Raw genomic sequence first — 18,660 nt, 5'->3', positions numbered from 1 at the left:
GGCGCGTACAAAAGAGCGCCGTGGTTGCACGAATCGAGCGAGAGAGGCGCTTCGATGGCTCGTCCCGGGGACTGGAGTGCGCTCGGCCTCGACAGCGATCCGACTCCCGGCGACGCCGACCGGATCGACCGCGTGATCGCCGCGGAACTGACGTTCGTCGAACTCGCCAAGACCATCGACAGCGGTCTGACCGAGGTCAAGAACACCTCCAGCGTGATCTTCGTCGGCAAGACCGCCGAGGCGCTGCGCGGCGTCATCGACGGGAACCTGCGCAACTACATCTCCACGTTCAAGAAGGCCCACGAGGACGTGCGCGCCGCGCTGACCGCCTACGTCGGCGTGATGCGTCACGAGCAACACCGCGCGGACACCGCTCTGTCCACCGCCGCCGCACTGTCCGAGGACGACAAGGAGGGGCGGGCCGCGCACAAGACCACCGCGGAGGACGCCAAGTCGATCCTGTCCACCGCGGCCGAGACCGCCGCGCGCAAGATCATGGCCGCCGGCCAGTCCATCGCCTCCCCCGTGGACGAGTGCGAGGAGTTCTGGAAGGCGCTCGGCTGGATCGCGCTGATCCTGGCCATTCCCGCGATCTTCCTCGGCGGCCCACTCGCGCTGCTCAGCATCGCCCTCAACGTCGCGCTCCTGATCAAGACCGCGATCGACTTCGCGCACGGCAAGGCGAGCGTCACCCAGCTCGTGTTGGGCATCCTGGGCATGATCGCGCCCACCACCAAGGGCCTGCACCTGGGTCAGCTGTGGAGCGGCATCAAGGGCATCGGTGGGCGCGGGATCACCGGTACCAAGAACTTCTTCGGCGGCGGCGCCAACTCGTTCGGCCTGTTCGGCCGGGTCGGGTTGGGCATCGACGACGCGGTGGCCGCGGCGGGTGCGTGGATCAGGGGCGGCGCACAGGGACTGAAACTGGGTCCTCTCCTGACCATGGGGCCCGGTTTCGCGAAACTGGGCGGCGGTCTCAAGTTCTTCCCGCTCGCCGCCGAACTCACCGTGATCAACCTGGCCGGCGCCAAGACGTTCTTCGGACTGCGTGCGGTGGCGAGCACGCTCAACGTGTTCAAGAATCTGGGCACCTCCATCGGGCACGGTCTGAGCGGCTTCAAGGGACTGCGGCTGTTTCTGCCGGTGGCCGCCGACGAGATGCCCAACGGCCTCGGGCTCGCCTTCCGGATCGGCTTCATCGACCGCGGCATGTTCGGCATGTACCGCTACGGCGCCTTCATCGACGGCAAGTTCATCGGCGCGGGCTCCAAGATCTCCGCCGGCGCCAACGCCGGGTTCAACGCGTTCGGGCACGGCGGCGATCTGATCAAGATGCCCAACGTGCACCTGGGTTCGTTCGACTCGGTGCACTCGGGCCCGCTCGGCGGCGCGTTCGACATGCCGCCGCTGTCCACGAAGTTCACCAACGGCTTCGGTCACTTCGACGTGATCAACCTGCCGTCGCTGAACACGTTCGGCGCCGGCTTCCACGCCGGCAACATGCCCGGCCTGGGCACCTTCATCAACGACATGGGCGGGCTGAACGCGCTCACGCACCTTCCGGGAGTCGGCGCCCGGATCGCCGACATCCCCTCGTTCTCGTTCACCGGGTTGGGCCTGACCCACCTCACCGGCAACTTCTCCGTCCCGCACGGGATCACCGGCCTCGGCGCCACCGGCGTGCACGCGCTGCCGCCCGCGCTGGGCCACATCAGCATCCCGAGCCTGGACACCGTCGGCGCCGGCGTGGCCGGCAAGATCCAACTCGGCCTGCCCGGATCCAGCGCGCTGGTGCACGACCTGCCCACGTCCGGGGCGAACACGCACACCGGGCTCGACGGCCTCGGCACCGTCGCCCTCCCACAACCGGGCCACGTCGCCATGCCGGACGTCACCACGCCGGCCCTGCCGCACGTCGACGTGGCGGGCGTCGGCGCCCTCCCACTCACCTCGCACATCCAGACGCCGAACGTCGGCGCGATGCCGAACACCGGCCACGTCACGGTCCCCTCGGTGACCGGCGTCGGCTCCCTCGGACACGTCGCGACGCCCAACGTCGGCGGTCTGCCCACGATCGCCCAGCCGGCGACCGCCCACACCGGCGCGCCGATCCACGTGGCCGACGTGAACACGCCCCACCTCGGCGGGCTGCGTACCGGCGGCGACGGCGAGACCTCACTGGTGGGGCCCGGCGCGAGCGGGGTCGACGTCAAGGGTGTCCAGGGCCTGGGCGGCACCGGCACGCACATCGACCTCAACGGCAGCCGCGTGGTCCTCGGCGGCCCGGCGTCGGGCCCGGTGGTGCACACCACGCCGGGCGGCCTGCCGGGTGTGCCGACCGTGTCCGGCGGCCTCACCGGCGGCGCGCACTTCGTCCCGGCGAACGGGGCGACGCACAACCTCGACGTGTTCATGATGCGGGGCGCGAGCTACGACTTCGCGCACACCTTCCGCACCATCCCCGGCCTGAACGGCATCGAGGTACGGGTCCTGCCGAGCACGCAGGCCGGCCGCACCGTCGACATCCACATCGATCCCGGAGGCCGCACCGACATCTCGGCGAACCACATCACCGTCGGCGACCGGGAAGTGCTGCGGATCGAGCGCGACCTCGGCGACGGCGGCACCCAGCGCTGGGACTACGAGCTGAGCGCGGCGAACAACCATCGCCTCCTCGACGACCAGATCATCGACACCCACGTCACCGGCCCCGTCCCCGGGCAGGCCGTCGAACTCACCACGCTGCCCACCCCGCGGCTCCCGCACGTCGCCACCACCGGGTCGACCGTGCCGACCGTCGCCGGTCCCGGGCAGCGTGTCGTCGACATCCCGGGGCTGTCCGGCACACGCCTGGAGTACCGCGTCGGCGACGGCGGCGGCATCGAGGGCATCCGGATCACCGGCGGCGCGGACGCGGCCCACCTGACCCCCTCGCGCGTGACCGGCCCGGCCGGCAACGACATCGTGCGGGTCGAGCGGCAGGTCGTGGCGAACGTCGAGGTACGCCGCTGGGACTTCGACGTGTCCGGCGAGAGCGGGCGGCTCGACCGCATCGAGCGGCGCATCACCCTCACCGGCGGCGAACACGACCGCACCCTGGTCGCGATCCATGTCGATCCGGACAACCGCACCCTCGGGGTCGCCCACTTCGACGACGAAGGCAACATCCTGAACGCGGGCGGGCCGCCCGTGCGGTTCAACGACGCGGGCATCGTCGTGCCCACACCCGGCGGCTTCCGGCTCCACGACCCGGCGACCGGTACCCCGTCGGGCACCGGCCTGCGCCTGATCGGCTCCAACGGCCACCCCCTGGCGCTGCACGTACTGACCCCGGACGGCGGCGGCGCCCGCACCCTCGTCGGCCCCGACGCCACCCGGACACTCGGCGTCGTCACCGTGCCGGAACACGCGGGCGGCATGCTCCACGTCGTCCCGACCGGCACCGGCCCGACCGTGCGGGTCTTCGGCGCCGACGGTCGTTTCTCGCACAACTCGCTGCCGCTGACCGGCATCGACCGCCTGGGCCTGGCCGGCGGCCACATCCGCTCGCCGCACGTCGACACACCCCTGATCGCCCACGCCGACGGCAGGCCGGTTCCCGACACGACCGTCATCCGCCAGATCGGCAACGAGTTCCGGATCCAGCACCCCGGCGGCCAATTTCACGTCGACGCCGGCGGCGCCCGCGCCCACGACGTGGTGACCCTCACCACCCCCGCCGGCGCCGAGACGGGACTGCACGTGTTCACCCCGGTCGGCGGCCCGGACCGGCTGCCGCACCTGCGCGCGGGCGACGGCACGCCGTCCACGACCGCGCACGTGGGCACCGTCGACCACATCTTCCACGTCACCGGTACGAGCGGGCGGCCCCACGTGGTGCAGGTGTACACCCCGGGAGGGGCGTTCTCACACGACGCGCTGCCGCTGACCGGCGGCGGCGCGCCCGGCGGCTTCATCCGACTGCCCGACGCCGCCGGCGGAGTGCTGCAACTCGTTCACGGCGACGGCCGGATCGTGCCGGGCGCCACCGTGACGCCGCAACACGGCGGCGGATACCTGGTGCATCACCCCGGCGGCAAGATCGTCGTGAACAACGTCGGCGCGCACACCCACAACACGCTCACGCTGACCGGCGGCCCCGAGGCCGGACGGTTCGTGCACACCCCGGTGGGCACCCCCGACGTCCCCGTGCCGCACCCGAGCGACCAAAGCGGCGTACCCGACACGAACCTCACCGTCACCCGGGCCGGCGACGAGTTGCGCCTCACCGATCCCGACGGGTCGTTCACCGCGCACGGTCTCGACGGCGCGCACCGCTACGACGCGACCCGCCTGAGCGGCGGCGCGTTCGACGGCCGGTTCGTGCGCATCGAACGCGGCGTCGACACGCTCGTCGACGGGAACCTCGCCGCCGTCCCCCACGCGCACGTCGTACGCCAGCCGGGGATCATCACCGAGGGGTTCCGGCGGGAGGAAGCGGCGACGGGCAGCGGATTCCGGATCGGCGACGGCACCGGCCATGTCGTCGTCGACATGCGCGGCGCACACCGCTACGACGTGGTCGGCCTGCGCGGGGCCGACGGCGCCGCGACAGGCGAGTTCGTCTTCACCCCGGCCCCGGTCGCCGGGGCGGCGGCGCCCGACCCGCGGCCCCTGCTCAAGGGCGCCGACGGCGGCAACCTCGGGTTCGAGGTGGTCGCTCGCCCCGACGGCACACTCCGGGTCATCCACGGGGACACCGGCATGGTCCGGGGGTTCTCCGCCACCGGCGTGTTCAAGTTCGAGGTGTTGCGCCTGACCGGCGTGGACCGCGTCGACCTGTCGCAACTCGTCCGGGTACACCCCGGCGGGGCACACACCCTGGTCGACGACACGCTCGCCGACATCGCGAACACCGCCGTGCATATCCGCCCCGGCGGCGGGTTCCGGGTCGGCGGCGCCGACGGCGAGTTCCGCCTGTTCGACCCGGCCGGCCGCCTCGACTTCCACGTGACCACGCGGCCGGTGACGGAGGACGGCGGGATCACCGTATTCCGGGTGGACGACGGCGCGGGGGTGCACCGGTTCGACATGATCGGGCTGTCCGACGCCCGTATCGGCGACCCCCTGCACACCCGGTTCCTCAGCACCACCCCGGGCGACCTGCGGGTCCTGAGCGGCCATCTCGACCACCTCCCGGAGTTGCGCGCGACCCCGGAACCCGGCGGCGGGTACCGGATCGGCGGCGTCGGTGCGCGCGCCGGCGAATTCCAGCGGTTCGACCCGGGCGGGCGCTTGGAGTTCCAGCGCATCGACATCGTCGGCGCCCGGGGCGGCATCGACCCGAACCGGCACTTCGAGGTCACGTATCCGGCGGGCGGCGGCGAGGGCACATGGTCGCTGGTGCGCACCGACGCCCACGGCGTCCGTGTTCCCGTTCCGGGCCGACCGAAGTGGTTCGAGGGCGGCGTGGTCGACCCGAAGGGGGCGGACGCCGGCCACGTGCACCTGATCAGTCACCTCAAGGTCACCGTGTTCGAACGTCGCGTCCTGCCCCACGGCGGCTTCCTCGACGCCCACCACTCGTCCGCCTCGCTGGGCACGTTCAGTCTGGTCAATCAGCGGGGTCGGTGGGCCGAGTTCGACATCAACGGCAACCTCGTGCACCAGGGCACCCGGCACTGGGGCGAGAGCACCCGCAGCTGGTTCGACGTCAAGAGCGTGTTCGGCTCCGACGTGCGGGTCAGGCACTTCCAGCTCAGCGCGGACGGCGGGCACGTACTGACGGACCTGCGCCACCTGCCGGCGGCCCAGGGGTTCGCCGCCGACAGCAGGTGGGTGCGCTTCGACGCCGACTTCCGGGCCATCGCGTCCGGCACCCGGCACTGGGACTCCGGCCTCAGCCGCGGCTGGACCGACACCATGCGCCACCCGATCACCAACGAGATCGTCACCGCGCAGAAGAAGTTCGGCCGCTTCCAATTCGGCCTGCACGACGTGCGCCGCTACCACCAGCTCGAACTGGGAGCGGACGGCATCCCCAAGCGCGACTGGGTCTCCCGGCACGCCGACGGCAACATCAACGGGCTCGGCAAGACCCTGCACAACGGCGACTTCCTCAAGTTCGAACGTTTCGCCGAGCAGCGGCCCCCCGTGTTCTTCCGCAACATGTTCAGCGGCGAGTTCCGCGCCGCCGACCTCACCCGGCACCCGTGGCTGGCCCAGGACAACCGGCTGCGCGTGGGCACCTGGAAGCAGGAGCCGGCGGGCGGCGGTCCCGAGGGGCACGGCGTACAGTTCATCTCCAACAACAAGACGGTCATCGATGTCGCCCACACCGGCGACATCGTCCGCGAGGTGCGCCCCCTGCACAACGGCGACACCCTCACCGTCGGCGACGTCCGGCTGCCCGACGTCGCGGGAGCGCAGGTGGCGCACCGCCCCGGCTACCTGCCGTGGACCGAGGGCGCCGACGGTCTCCGGGGCCATCGCACCTTCCACGAGGGCGACTTCGCCGTCACCCCGGGCACGGGTGATCGGCAGATCACCTGGCAGGACCGGATCACCGACGACGTGGAAGACGGCGACTGGTACTCCCCCGGCACCAAGGAGTGGCGGGTGGTGCGCACCGGCCTGTCCGACGGCACGTTCATCGACTACCGGCCCAGGCCCGCCGGCGGCGCCGGAGGCGCGGGAGCCAATACCCGCGGCCTGATCGACGCGCACGCCGGGAACTGGATCCGGTACGACCACCACGGCGTGGTCGTCGCCCGCATGGACGCCTTCCCCACGCCCGACGGGGTGGGACGCGTCGACATCATCGGCACCATGGGCCGCAACTCGCGCGAGTTCCGGTGGCACGACGCGCTCGATCCCACCATCGGCGGCAAGCGCCTCACCGCGTTCGAACGGCAGATCACGCCGTGGCACTTCGACCGCGAGTCGTTCCAGGACTTCGACGCGGCGGGCAACCTCGTCCGCGAGCACCGACAACTCGGCGAGGGCCTGAGCGTCCAGGGTTGGCGCGGTGTCGACGCCGCGGGCAACACGGTGTGGCACTGGAACAAGTTGGACGCGAACAACAACGTGATGAACTTCGGCGACGGTGTCGGCGATCGTGTCCGGCACTGGTTCGACCGGAACGGCAACCCGCTCCCCGGCTGGGAGAAGGGTGCCCGGTGGTCCGACCGGATCACCAGCCTGGACCACCAGGTCGTCCAGGAGATACCGGCGCGCAAATACACCAACTTCTTCCGGGACTTCTTCACCGACAGCCCGTTCCGGGTCCGCGACTTCCGCCCCAACCCCGACACGCAGTTCAACCGGCATCTGTGGCAGGAGTCCGACCAGGGCATCATCGCGCAGGCGAAGATCAAGCTCGCGGACGACACCTTCCTGGAGATCAACAACTTCAACAAGCACGCGCGGCGCTACGACATCGACGGCATCACCGTGATCAACGAGCGCACGATCCCCGGCTACATCCAGGAGTTCAGCGCCGACGGCGTCGCCATCATCGGTCGCGAGACCCACTTCACCGGCCTCGCCAACGAATACCGCGCGCTGAACCGCACCTACCGCGAACCCAACCGATGGGGCTACGGGCCGTCCAAGGACGGCGAGGTGGTGCCGGAGCCCTTCATGCTTCGGGCCATCCAATCCATCGGCATCGACATGACCCACGAGTTCGTGCTCGACTTCACCGTGAACCTCGTGGTGCTCTCCATGGTCCGGGTGCTCTCCGGCGGCGGGTTGAGCATGGTCGACGTCGGCCGCGCCGCGTTCGGCGCCGCGTTGAGCTCGATGACCAAGGGCACCGTCGCGGCCGCGCACCTGGCGGCCAACCGGGGCGGCTGGAAGGTGCACTGGTCGAACATCGACTACGGGATGGCCCCGAGTTGGCGGCCCAACGACGACAGCCACAACACCGAGTGGGGGGCGAACGAGCGCCCGGTGCGCTGGCGCGGCGGCACCTACGAGTTCGCCCTGGGTCTGGGCACCGGCTCGGTGGCCGGGTTCGTCAGCGGCGCGGCGCAGTCCGCGATCTTCGGGGTCCGCGGCGCCGACGGCGCGATCATCAAACTCACCGGCGGCGACGCCGCTTTGGCCGGTCTGGCCTCCTCGGTCGGCGGGGTCCTCGGCACCGTCTCGGTGGGCGCGCTGCGGGCCCTGGTCCAGCACTCGATGGGCAGCCGGTGGGTCCACCGCCAGGGTCCGATGGACATCTTCGTGATCGGCGGGCTGGGCAAGATGGTCGACAAACTCTTCGGCCTGCTGGTGCTCAGCCCAGCGACCGTACGCTGGATCGGCCATGTACCGGACGGGACGTCGTCCGACAACCTCCTGCCGGGATCGGGAACGGGTAGCGGATGAGCACTACGGCAATCCACGTCGACCCCGGGGGCCGCCGGAGCCGGCGCACCATCACGGCGGCGCTCGCCGCCGCGCCCGCCGGCGCCGAGATCGTCGTCGCCCCCGGCGAGTATCCGGAGACGCTGCGCCTGGAGCGGCGGGTGGTGCTGCGCGCGGAGCACGGCGCGGGCACGGTCGTGGTGCGCGCGCCCGGCGGCGTCGCGCTGACCGTGGCCGCCCCCGACTGCGTGGTCCGCGGCCTCGTGCTGCGCGGCGCCGACCCGGCGGAGCCGGTGGTGCGGGTGGAGGACGCGGCGGGCCTGACCCTGGACGGGTGCGAACTCGACCGGGGCCGGGTGGAGGTGGTCGGTTCGACGAGCGCGGCCGGCGCCGCCCACAACGCAGCGCTCGGGTTCGCCGACACGCTGGAGGCCGACCTCGGCGATCCGACCGGCGGCGGCGTCCTGGTGATCCGTCGCGGCCGGCTGCGCGGGGCCCGGCACGGCGCGCTGGTCCTGGCGGGCGATGCCCGGGCGCGCGTGGAGGACACGCTCCTGGAGACGATCGACGGCATGGGCGTGGCGCTGTCGGACCACGCGGTGCTGATCGCCGACCGGTTGCGGGTGCGCGACACCTCCGGCTCGGCGCTGCGGGTACGCGGCGACGCCCGGCTGCTCGCCCTGGACACCACGCTCGACCGCGCCGGACGCAACGGCGCTCTGGTCGAGGACCGCGGCGAACTGCGCCTGGTCGACTGTCGGATCCGCGCGGCGGGCCGCAGCGGCGTGCAGGCCGAGCACGAGTCCCGCGTACACCTGAACGACTGCCGGATCACCGACGCCAAGGCCAGCGCGATCGCCACCGGCGGCGCGGCGCACCTGAGTGCGGACGGCTGCCGGATCGAGGCCCCGGCCGGCAACGGCGTCGTCGCGCTCGGCGTCTCCGAGGTGACGATGACCGCGTCGCTGATCACCCGCTCCGGATTCACCGCGGTCCATCTCGGCGAGAACTCCCGGGCCCGGATCGGCGGTTGTCGACTCGACCGCAGCGACGAACACGGCCTCGCCGTGGTCGCGGGCGCCGAGGCGCAGATCGCCGACCTCACCGTCACCGACGCCGGCATGTGCGGGGTGCATGTGGCCGACGCGGCCGGGTTGACCATGGTCGCCTCCCGGATCGAGGGCGGCGAGACGGGGGTTCGGCTGCGCTCGGCCACCGAATCCGAACTGCGCGAGTGTGTGGTGAGCCGATCCCGCCGCACCGGCGTGGAGATCGGGGCGGACGCGGTCGCCACGCTGTACGCGACCCGGATCGCCGAGAGCGGCAGCGCCGGGGTCAGCGTCGAGTCCGGTGCCCGGATGCGCATGGACGGGGGTGGCATCTTCGCCGTCGCCGGCAGCGGATTGGTGCTCGGGCGCGACGCGACTCCGACGGTGCGCGGCATCCGGGTGGACGGCACCGGCAAGAACGGCATCCTGTTCGGCGACGGTGCGGGCGGCCTGATCGAACACAGCGACCTGTCGGCGTGCGCCTACCCCGCGCTGCACATCGGCCGCGACGCCGAGCCGAGGTTCGTCGGTTGTCGGATCTTCGACTGCGCGCGCGACGTCGGCCACTCCGACGGCGCCCGCCCGGTGTTCCAGGACTGTGTGTCCGTCCGGGTCGAGACCTCGACCCTGCCCGACTCGTCGCCGGGCACCCCCGGCGCGCCGCCCCGGCCCACGAAACCGGCCCCGGTCGGCGGGGTGGCCCCGGTCGGCGCGAGCCCCGCCCCCGCCGCGCCGGCGGCGGTCGACCTGGCCGAACTCGGCGAGGCACCGCCACCGCCGGAGACCCTGGACGACCTGCTCGCCGAACTCGACGAACTCGTCGGCCTCGGCGGGGTCAAGCGCGACGTCGGCGGCATGGTCAAGCTGATGCAGACGGTCCGCATGCGCCAGGAGGCCGGACTGCCCGCGCCGCCGCTCAGCCGGCACCTGGTCTTCGCGGGCAACCCGGGCACCGGCAAGACCACCATCGCGCGCCTGTACGGCCGGCTGCTCAAGGCCCTCGGGCTGCTGGAGCGCGGCCACCTCGTCGAGGTCGACCGCAGCGCCCTGGTCGGCGAATACGTCGGGCACACCGGCCCCAAGACGACGGAGTCGTTCAACCGGGCCCGGGGCGGCGTGTTGTTCATCGACGAGGCGTACGCCCTCGTGCCCGCCGGCGTGGCGAACGACTTCGGCGGCGAAGCCGTCGCGACCCTCGTCAAACTCATGGAGGACCACCGTGACGAGGTCGTGGTGATCGTCGCCGGATACCCGGACGAGATGGAGCGGTTCATCGCGTCGAACCCGGGTCTGTCCTCCCGCTTCACCCGCAGCCTGCTGTTCGACGACTACTCGGCCGGCGACCTGGTGCGCATCGTCGAACACCACGCGGGCCGGCACCGCTACGAACTCAGCACCGCCGCGCGCAAGGCGCTCGGCGAGCTGTTCACCGCGATGCCGCGCGGCGCGCAGTTCGGCAACGGCCGTACCGCGCGGCAGGTGTTCCAGCAGATGACGGAACGTCAGGCCATGCGGATGGCCGATCTCGACGCTCCGGACGCGCAGCAGTTGATGGTCCTGGACGACATGGACCTGCCGCGATTGGTGGGCTCCGATTGACCGGGTTTCGTCGGCCGATCCCGGCGCCGACGCATGGCTTGTGGCCGATGGCCGTGGCTGATGGAGGAGTAGTTCGTGTCCGCACCCAATGAACCCAACACCCCTGGCCCGCCGCACGGTTCGCCGGCTTCCCCGGCCGCCGGGGCCGCGCCGTCGTTCGCAGAGGCGTACGCCCGCCGGCCGCCCCGTCCCACGCGCGGCCTCCTGCCCGGGCGGCGGGTATGGATCTCGCTCGCCTCCGCCGCCGGCATCGTCACCGTCAGCACGCTGGCGGTGACCCTGGCCCAGAGCAGCGCGAGCGGCGACACCGCGACCCACCACCGCACGGTCTCGGCCGCGGGGGCCAAGTCCGGCGCGCCGGGCAAGGGCGGCGCACCCGGGGCGAACGGAGCCGACGGCCTGCCGGGATCGCCCGGCGCGCCCGGGGCACCGGGAGCCCCCGGGGCGGACGGGCCGCCCGGCGCGAACGGCCTGCCCGGAGCCGACGGATCGCCGGGCGCCCCGGGCGCACCCGGCGAGGCCGGCCCCGCGGCGACCACGCCGCCCGCCGCCGATCCGCCGCCCACGACGCAGCGCCCCGCCGCACCGCCCGCGCCCAAGCAGACGCCGGTCAAGCAGGAACCGCGGACCGAGGCGCCCAAGCCCATGGTCGGTGGCCCGGGGCCGGCGATGCCGCCGTCGAAGCCCGACGTCCCCGGCAGCCCCCTGCGCAACCCGGCCTCCGGGAAGTGCCTGAGCGGGTCGGCCGGTTCCGACGGCACGCCACTGATCCTGTGGTCGTGCAACGGCGACGTGAACCAGAAGTGGGACATCCGCCCCGACGGCACGATCCGCACCAAGGGCCTGTGCATGGACGCGGCCTGGGGCGGCACCGCGTCCGGCACCGTCGTGCAACTCGCCTACTGCAGCGGCAATCCCGCCCAGCAGTTCGCGCTGCGCAACAACACCCTCTACACGAAGACCGCCAACATGTGCGCCGACATCTGGAACAACAACTCCGGCGACGGCGCGGCGATCCGCCTCTACGCCTGCCACGGCACCTGGAACCAGGCCTGGACACGTTGACCCTCACCGGGCCGACGCCGCCCCTGTGACCGCGGGTCACCCGATCACGCCACCGCCGAACCGGTGACGTCCGCGCCGGCACCCATGTCGCAGCAGGGTGCCGGCGCACCCCCGGGGGACGCTGGTCGGATGGTGGACACAGGGACCGGGCCGGAGCCGGCCGACGAGCCGAGCCGCGCCGGCGGCGGGCGGACGGACCCCCCGGCCGCCGCCGGCGATGGGGGGTCCCACGCCGCTCCCCCGCCGCCGGCACCGTCCTCGCGACTGAGTTGGGTCTCCTTCCTGGTCGACCGCTCGCGCGCCGAACGCGCCCAGCGGGCCCTGTATCACGCGGTCCGCGAGCGGTGGTCGGCACTGGCACCGCAGGATCGGCCCAAACTGGTGCTCGGCGGCGAGTCCCTGGGCGCGTACGCCACCGATTCCGTCTTCGCCGACCCCGCCGCGCTGATCGACGGCGCCGACGCGGTGGTCCTGGAGGGGCCGCCGTTCGCGAGTCGGTTGTGGAATCGCATCAAGGACGACCGCGACCGGGGCACGCCGGTGTGGCGGCCGGTGTACGACGCCGGGCGCAACGTACGCTTCGCCCAGTTCCCCGCCGACGATCTGCGCCGGCCGCCCGGCCCGTGGGGGCATCCGCGGGTCGTCTACCTCCAGAACGCGTCCGACCCCGTGGTGTGGTGGAGCCCGGATCTGCTGTTCGACCGGCCGGCGTGGCTGCGCGCGCCACTGGGTCCGGACATCACGCGCGAGGTGCGCTGGTACCCGATCGTCACGTTCTGGCAGACGACGGTGGACCTCGCGGTCTCCTTCGGCACCACGTCCCCGCACGGGCACCGCTACGGCAACGGCCCCACCGTCGCGTGGGCGGCCACCCTGCCCCCGCCGAACTGGACGGACGCGGACACCGATCGGCTGATGACCTTCATGACGCGACACGCGGTTCGGCACTGACGGTTCGCCGAATTCGCCGCGGGGCGACGGCGCGCCGGGTCAGTAGTCGACGCGGTCGGATTTGGCCAGCCATGCGTCGAACGGCGCGGTGCGGTGGGGCAGTTCCAATTGCTCGACCCGGGTCGGCCACATCGACCTCGGCTTCTTCTCGAAGAGGTCGTAGAACTTGCGGTCGTCGAATCCGGCGACCGCGGCGTCGTGCCGGTCGGCGCAGTAGAGGATCCGGTCGACGCGCGCCCACAGCGCGGAGGACAGGCACATCGGACAGGGTTCGCACGAGGTGATCAGGACACAGCCGTCGAGCGAGAAGGTGCGCAACTCCCGGCAGGCGGCCCGTATCGCGCTCACCTCGGCGTGCGCGGTCGGGTCCAGCGTCGCGGTGACCCGGTTGTGCCCGACCGCGATCAGCTTGTCGGCCTTGGCGACGAGCGCGCCGAACGGACCGCCCCCGCCGCTCACGCTGGTGGTGGCGAGCCTGATCGCCTCGTCCATCCAGGCGCGTTCGCGCTCTCGGGCGGGCGTTTCCTGGGCATGCGCGGTCACGGTGACTCCATTCGTGGGTGCGAAGAATCGAGATGCGGACTGCACCTGGATGTACGGGGACGCGCCGGCTGGGCGCGGTCGTCACGGCTCGATGCGGCAGATGTGCTCCGGCCCGACCGGGGTGTGCGTCAGGTTCAGCCCCGTCGCGTCACGGATGGCGTTCACGATCGCCGGGGTGGCGGAAATCGTCGGCGGCTCGCCGACACCGCGCACCCCGTACGGCGCGTTCGGGTCGGCCCGCTCGATCACGTCCACCGTCATCGGCGGCATGTCCACGATGGTCGGGATCAGGTAGTCGGTGAACGACGGATTGCGCACCCGGCCGTCCCGCACCAGGATCTCCTCCATCACCGCGAGCCCGAGTCCCTGTGCGGAGCCGCCGTGGATCTGCCCGACGACGGCGTCCGGGTTGACCGCCCTGCCGACGTCCTGCGCGCAGTCCAGGCGCACGACCTTGACCAGGCCCAGTTCGGTGTCCACGTCCACCACCGCCCGGTGTGCGGAGAAGGCGTGTTGCACATGCACCCGGGGGCTCTCCCCGCTCACCGGGTCCATCGCCCACGTCGGCCGGTGGTGGAACTCCCGGGTCTGCTCGATCGTGTCGTCGCCGAGCACGTCGACCAGATCGGCCAGGACGCCGGTGCTCGCGGAGACGACCTTGCCACCGCTCAGCGACAGGTCGGCGGGGTCCTCGCCGAACCGCGGGGCGACGCGCGCGAAGAGCACCTCGCGCACCGCCCGACACGCGTCCCGGACCGCGCCGCCGGTGATGTAGGTCTGCCGGGACGCCGAGCTGGACCCCGCGTCGCCGACGTCGGTGTCGTTGGGGTGGATGTTCACCCGCTCCACGCCGAGTTCGCTGCGCGCGATCTGCTGCTGCACGGTGACCAGGCCCTGCCCGACCTCGGCCGCCGCGGTGTGCACCATCGCGATCGGGACGCCGCCGACGACCTCGAGGCGTACCCGCGCCGTGGAGTAGTCGTCGGCGCCCTCCGCGTAGGAGATGTTCTTGATGATCACGCTGTAGCCGACACCGCGCACGACGCCCTCGCCGTGTGTGGTGTTGGATCCGCCGCCCGGCAACTCCCGTACGTCCACCGGCCCGGCGCGGTGCTCCGGCGGCAGGGGCAGGCGTTCCAGGCGTTCCAACAACTCGGCGACCGGGGCCGGGTAGTCCAGTACCTGCCCGGTGGGCATGGTCGAGCCCTCGGCGATCGCGTTGATCCGGCGCAGCCGCACCGGGTCCATGCCCAACGCCTTCGCGAGCTTGTCCATCTGCGACTCGTAGGCGAAGGCGGGCTGTACCGCGCCGAGGCCGCGCATCGCGCCGCACGGCGGGTTGTTGGTGTACAGCCCCCACCCCTCGATCACGACGTTGGGCACCTCGTACGGCCCGACGCCGAGCGAGGTGGCGTTGCCGACCACGACCGGGGTCTTGGAGGCGTACGCGCCGCCGTCGAAGTACATCCGCGCCTTGACGTAGACGAGCCTGCCGTCCCTGGCCGCACCGTGCTCGTAGTACATCTTCGCCGGGTGCCGGTGCACGTGGCCGAAGAAGGACTCCTCGCGGTGGTAGACCATCTTCACCGGGCGGCCGGTGCGCAGCGCCAGCATGCAGCAGTGGATCTGCATGGACAGGTCCTCGCGGCCCCCGAAGGCGCCGCCGACCCCGGACATGGTGAACCGCACCTTCGCCAACGGGAGTCCGAGTGCCCGCGCGGTCTGCCGCTGGTCCACGTGCAGCCACTGCGTGGCCAGGAACAGGTCGACGCCGCCGTCCCCGTCCGGGACGGCCAGGCCGGATTCGGGTCCGAGGAAGGCCTGGTCCTGCATGCCCACGGTGTACACGTCCGAGACCACGACGTCGGCCCGGGCGTTCGGGTCGCCCCGGGTGATCGGCTGGTGGCGCACCACGTTGCCGCCGGGGTGCAGGGTGGGCAACGTGTCGTCGTGCGCGGCCCGTTCGGGGTCGGTGATCGGCTGGAACACCTGGTAGTCGACCACGATCTTCTCCAGCGCGCGCCGCGCCGTCTCCGGGTGGTCGGCGGCCACCAGCGCGATCGGCTCGCCCTGGTAGCGCACGACGTCCTCGGCGAGCGCCGGCGTGTCGGCGACCTTGAGGCCGTAGACGTTCTCGCCGGGCACGTCCTCGTGGGTCAGCACCGCGTACACGCCCGGGTGAGCGAGTGCCGGGCCGATGTCGATCGAGACGATCCGCGCATGGGGGTGCGGGCTGCGCAGCGTGGCGCCCCACAGCATGTCCTCCGCCCACAGATCGGAGGAGTAGGCGAACTCCCCGCGCACCTTGAGCGTGCCGTCCGGCCGCGGCGGGCTGTCGCCGATCCCGCCGGTGATCGCCTCGTCGAGGTCCTGCGGGCTGCGCGCGGGTGCGGTCGGCACGACCATCGGGGAGCCTCCACTGTCCGGATACCTGTGTGAGGAGTACACAGCACCTCCGGCGGGCCCGGTCAGCGGTCGAAGACCCGAAATCGCCCGGGGTCCGGGACCGGCTCTCCGTAGACTCCTACAAAAGACCGGCGCCGCCGACGCCGCTCCCGGGATTCGAGGCCCGGGAGCACCCGAAGTGTCATACCTTTCGCCACCGTGCCATGGCGAACGAGAACGCCCCGAACAACATCAGCCCGACCGCGACCACCCCGAGCAGAGGCGGACCCGCCGCCGTGTCGGCGAAGGTGCGCAGCGTGTCGTCGAGGCCCTTGGCCTTGTCCGGGTCGAACTTGGCCGCCGCGACCAGGACGAACACCCCGGCCGCGGTGAACACGGCGCCGCGGCTGACCCCGCCGGCGACGCCGAGCGTGTCGACCACCCGCTCGGTGCGGGTCGACATGCGCCCGAGTTCGAGGTGGTCGCGATACTTGCGCAGCAGTGCCCGTACCGCGATCCAGACCCCGGCGACGACCACCACGAGCCCCGCCGCGGCCACCAGCCAGCGGCCGGCGGGCAGATCCAGCGCCTCGGCGGTGGCGCCCTTGGACTGCTTGTCGGAGGCACCCTCCTCGGAGCCGCCCGAGCCGCCGGGGCCGTTCTTGCGCCCGGCGGCCAACGCGATCACCGAGGCGGCGACGAACGCGTAGAACCCGAATCGGGCCAGCGAAGCGAGCCGCGTGGAGGCGTCGCGCCCGCCGGGCCCCGCCGCGCCGAACACCGCCTCGGACAGCCGCCACAACGCCATGCAGGCCAGGCCGATCCCCAGTGCCCACACCAGGAAGCCGCCGAACGGCTGCCGGGCCAACTCCTGCACCGCACCGCCCCGATCGGCCTGCCGGCCGGAATCGCCGACGGCGATCCGCAGGGCCAGGACGCCGACCAGGAGGTACACCACGCCTCGCGCCACGAATCCCGCGCGCCCTGCTGCGGCCATCGCGGTACCGCCCGCCGCGGAACGTCCCACGGCGGTGTTTCGTAGTCCGGTCGTCGTTGTCCTCATCGCGAAGAGACCCTTCTCTGTCCGTCTCCTCGCGCCTGCCCCGATGCCGGCGTTCGATGCCGCCCGGCCCGCGACGGGTCGATCTCGCGGCGCCGCGGCGCTGCGGCTTCAGAAGGTCAGATGCGCGGCCACCGGGGCGTGGTCGGAGCCGGCCGCGCCCTGGCGTTCGACGGGCTGCGCGTTGATCGACGGCAGCGGGCCGTCGGCGCCGGTGAACACCTCCTCGAGGCGTTGCAGCAGTTGGTGGCTGACCAGGAGGTGGTCGATCAGTTCGCCCTGGCCCTCGAAGACACGGGAGACCCGCTGCTCCACGGGGATCTTCAGGCCGAGGTTCCACAACCGCGCCGCGTCGGCCTTGTCCGGATGTTCGAATCCGCCGGTGCCGATCTGCGAGCCGGGCGGGCCGTACAGGATCTGCGTGGTCGCGGCGAGCGGGGTGTCGTTGAGGTCGCCCATCACGATCACGTCGCGGGTGCGACCGTCGCCCCCGAGGAGTTCGTCCGCCAGGGCACGCATCGTGGTCGCCTCGGCGCCACGCCGCCACAGCGCGTACGCGGCGTAGCGGGCACGTTCACCCTCGTTCTTCGGGCTGTGCCGATTGCCCGGATAGGTCAGCAGCTTCGACTTCAGGTGGCACACCGCCGCGTGCAGGGTCCGGCCGGGCACCGGTTCCAGGGTGACCGCGAGCCCGCCGCGGCCCATCGCGTTCAGCGGCGCGCCGGTGTCCGCGGTCTGCAGCGGGGTGAACTGGCTGGGGAAGGCGGTGACATCGGCGGTCACCGTGAGCGGGTGTCGGCTGAGGAACCCCACCCGGATCCGCCGGCCGTCCGGGTGCGCGGACAACTCGGTGTGCCACGTCCCGTCCAGGCGGCCGACCAGGTCGTGCAGCGCGTCCGGGTTGCCGACCTCCTGTACCCCGAGCAGGTCCGGGTTCAGCCGATCGATCGTGGCCGCGAGCGAATCCAGCTTCGCGTCGAACTCGGCTTGCGTCTTCGGGCCGTCCTGTTCCCCCGGCAGGAACAGGTTCTCGAGGTTCCACGTCGCCAACGTCACCCGCATGGGGCACCTCCTGCTGTCCGGCATGCCGCGCGTACGCCCGGCCGCACCCAGTCTCCGCGCGATCCGCCTCCGCGTCCCGCCGAATCCCCGGACACACCCCACCGTTTCACCCGCACGCCACGGCCGACACCGCCCCACACGTCGGCCCTCCCCGCCCCCGGGAATGCGACCGCTCACCCCGCCGACGTGCCGCGCCGCGCCGATCGCGCAGCCGCTCGGCGAACGCCGGTACCGAAGAGCCCGGAGTTCGTCCGGTCGCTCGACCACGAACGGCCGGTTCAGGGACGCCGGCAGGGCCGGCACCCAGTCGAGTCGTTCCGCACGAAGCTCCACCCGGCACCAGGGCCCGGCGTCCGGATCGGCCCCGCCCGGAGGGGACGCCTCCGCGACGATCGCGAACACCGCGGGGAGCCGGGCGCGGATCCGCTCGGCCGTCCACCGGAACCTGACCGGCGTCGTGACCGACTTCGTCAACGAGCCCGCCACCATGCCGTGGGGCAACCGCGCGCTGATGTTCCGCGACCCCGATGGCAACCTCGTCAACTTCTTCACCCCCGTTACCGCGGCCGCCATCGCGAAATTCGCCCGCTGACGTCGCACGTCGACACTCGGCGG

The 18,660-nt window shown here is 72.2% G+C and carries 8 protein-coding genes and 1 pseudogene; 5 read left to right on the top strand and 4 right to left on the bottom strand.

Annotation, left to right across the window (positions count from 1 at the left end):
* The first annotated feature begins 54 nt into the window (after positions 1 to 54).
* The 4 genes from ACH4XV_RS28555 to ACH4XV_RS28540 all read left to right on the top strand — a co-directional run bounded on the left by ACH4XV_RS28555 (position 55) and on the right by ACH4XV_RS28540 (position 12,995).
* On the top strand, positions 55 to 8,352 hold the full coding sequence (locus ACH4XV_RS28555; RefSeq protein WP_395794635.1) for a hypothetical protein: 8,298 nt from the start codon (positions 55 to 57) through the stop codon (positions 8,350 to 8,352).
* Positions 8,349 to 10,979 (top strand): right-handed parallel beta-helix repeat-containing protein, encoded by a 2,631-nt coding sequence (locus ACH4XV_RS28550; protein WP_395794633.1) that lies wholly within the window; start codon positions 8,349 to 8,351, stop codon positions 10,977 to 10,979. The genes ACH4XV_RS28555 and ACH4XV_RS28550 overlap by 4 nt, the downstream gene beginning before the upstream one ends.
* Positions 10,980 to 11,054: 75 nt before the next feature.
* Positions 11,055 to 12,044 carry a ricin-type beta-trefoil lectin domain protein gene (locus tag ACH4XV_RS28545; protein WP_395794631.1) on the top strand — a complete coding sequence of 330 codons (990 nt, stop codon included), beginning with the start codon at positions 11,055 to 11,057 and terminating at the stop codon, positions 12,042 to 12,044.
* A 129-nt stretch (positions 12,045 to 12,173) separates the two neighbouring features.
* On the top strand, positions 12,174 to 12,995 hold the full coding sequence (locus tag ACH4XV_RS28540) for an alpha/beta-hydrolase family protein (RefSeq protein ID WP_395794629.1): 822 nt from the start codon (positions 12,174 to 12,176) through the stop codon (positions 12,993 to 12,995).
* 39 nt (positions 12,996 to 13,034) lie between these two features.
* Here ACH4XV_RS28540 and ACH4XV_RS28535 read toward each other — a convergent pair whose 3' ends face one another.
* The 4 genes from ACH4XV_RS28535 to ACH4XV_RS28520 all read right to left on the bottom strand — a co-directional run bounded on the left by ACH4XV_RS28535 (position 13,035) and on the right by ACH4XV_RS28520 (position 18,039).
* Positions 13,035 to 13,538, bottom strand: coding sequence for a nucleoside deaminase (locus ACH4XV_RS28535; protein ID WP_395794627.1), 504 nt, complete (start codon positions 13,536 to 13,538; stop codon positions 13,035 to 13,037).
* 81 nt (positions 13,539 to 13,619) lie between these two features.
* Positions 13,620 to 15,944, bottom strand: a complete 2,325-nt coding sequence (gene pucD, locus ACH4XV_RS28530) for a xanthine dehydrogenase subunit D (protein ID WP_395794625.1) — start codon at positions 15,942 to 15,944, stop codon at positions 13,620 to 13,622.
* A 181-nt stretch (positions 15,945 to 16,125) separates the two neighbouring features.
* A complete protein-coding gene (locus ACH4XV_RS28525) occupies positions 16,126 to 16,986 on the bottom strand; it encodes a DUF1206 domain-containing protein (RefSeq protein WP_395794623.1) in 861 nt (286 codons plus the stop codon).
* A 108-nt stretch (positions 16,987 to 17,094) separates the two neighbouring features.
* A complete protein-coding gene (locus ACH4XV_RS28520; protein WP_395795061.1) occupies positions 17,095 to 18,039 on the bottom strand; it encodes an endonuclease/exonuclease/phosphatase family protein in 945 nt (314 codons plus the stop codon).
* A gap of 439 nt (positions 18,040 to 18,478) precedes the next feature.
* Between ACH4XV_RS28520 and ACH4XV_RS28515 the strand changes: the two are divergent.
* Positions 18,479 to 18,637 (top strand): annotated as a pseudogene (locus ACH4XV_RS28515) (VOC family protein); the annotation flags it as partial.
* Between the last annotated feature and the right edge of the window lie 23 nt (positions 18,638 to 18,660).

The organism is Embleya sp. NPDC020630, assembly GCF_044334985.1.
Classification (GTDB): domain Bacteria; phylum Actinomycetota; class Actinomycetes; order Streptomycetales; family Streptomycetaceae; genus Embleya.
This window is presented reverse-complemented; position numbering and strand designations above follow the sequence as displayed.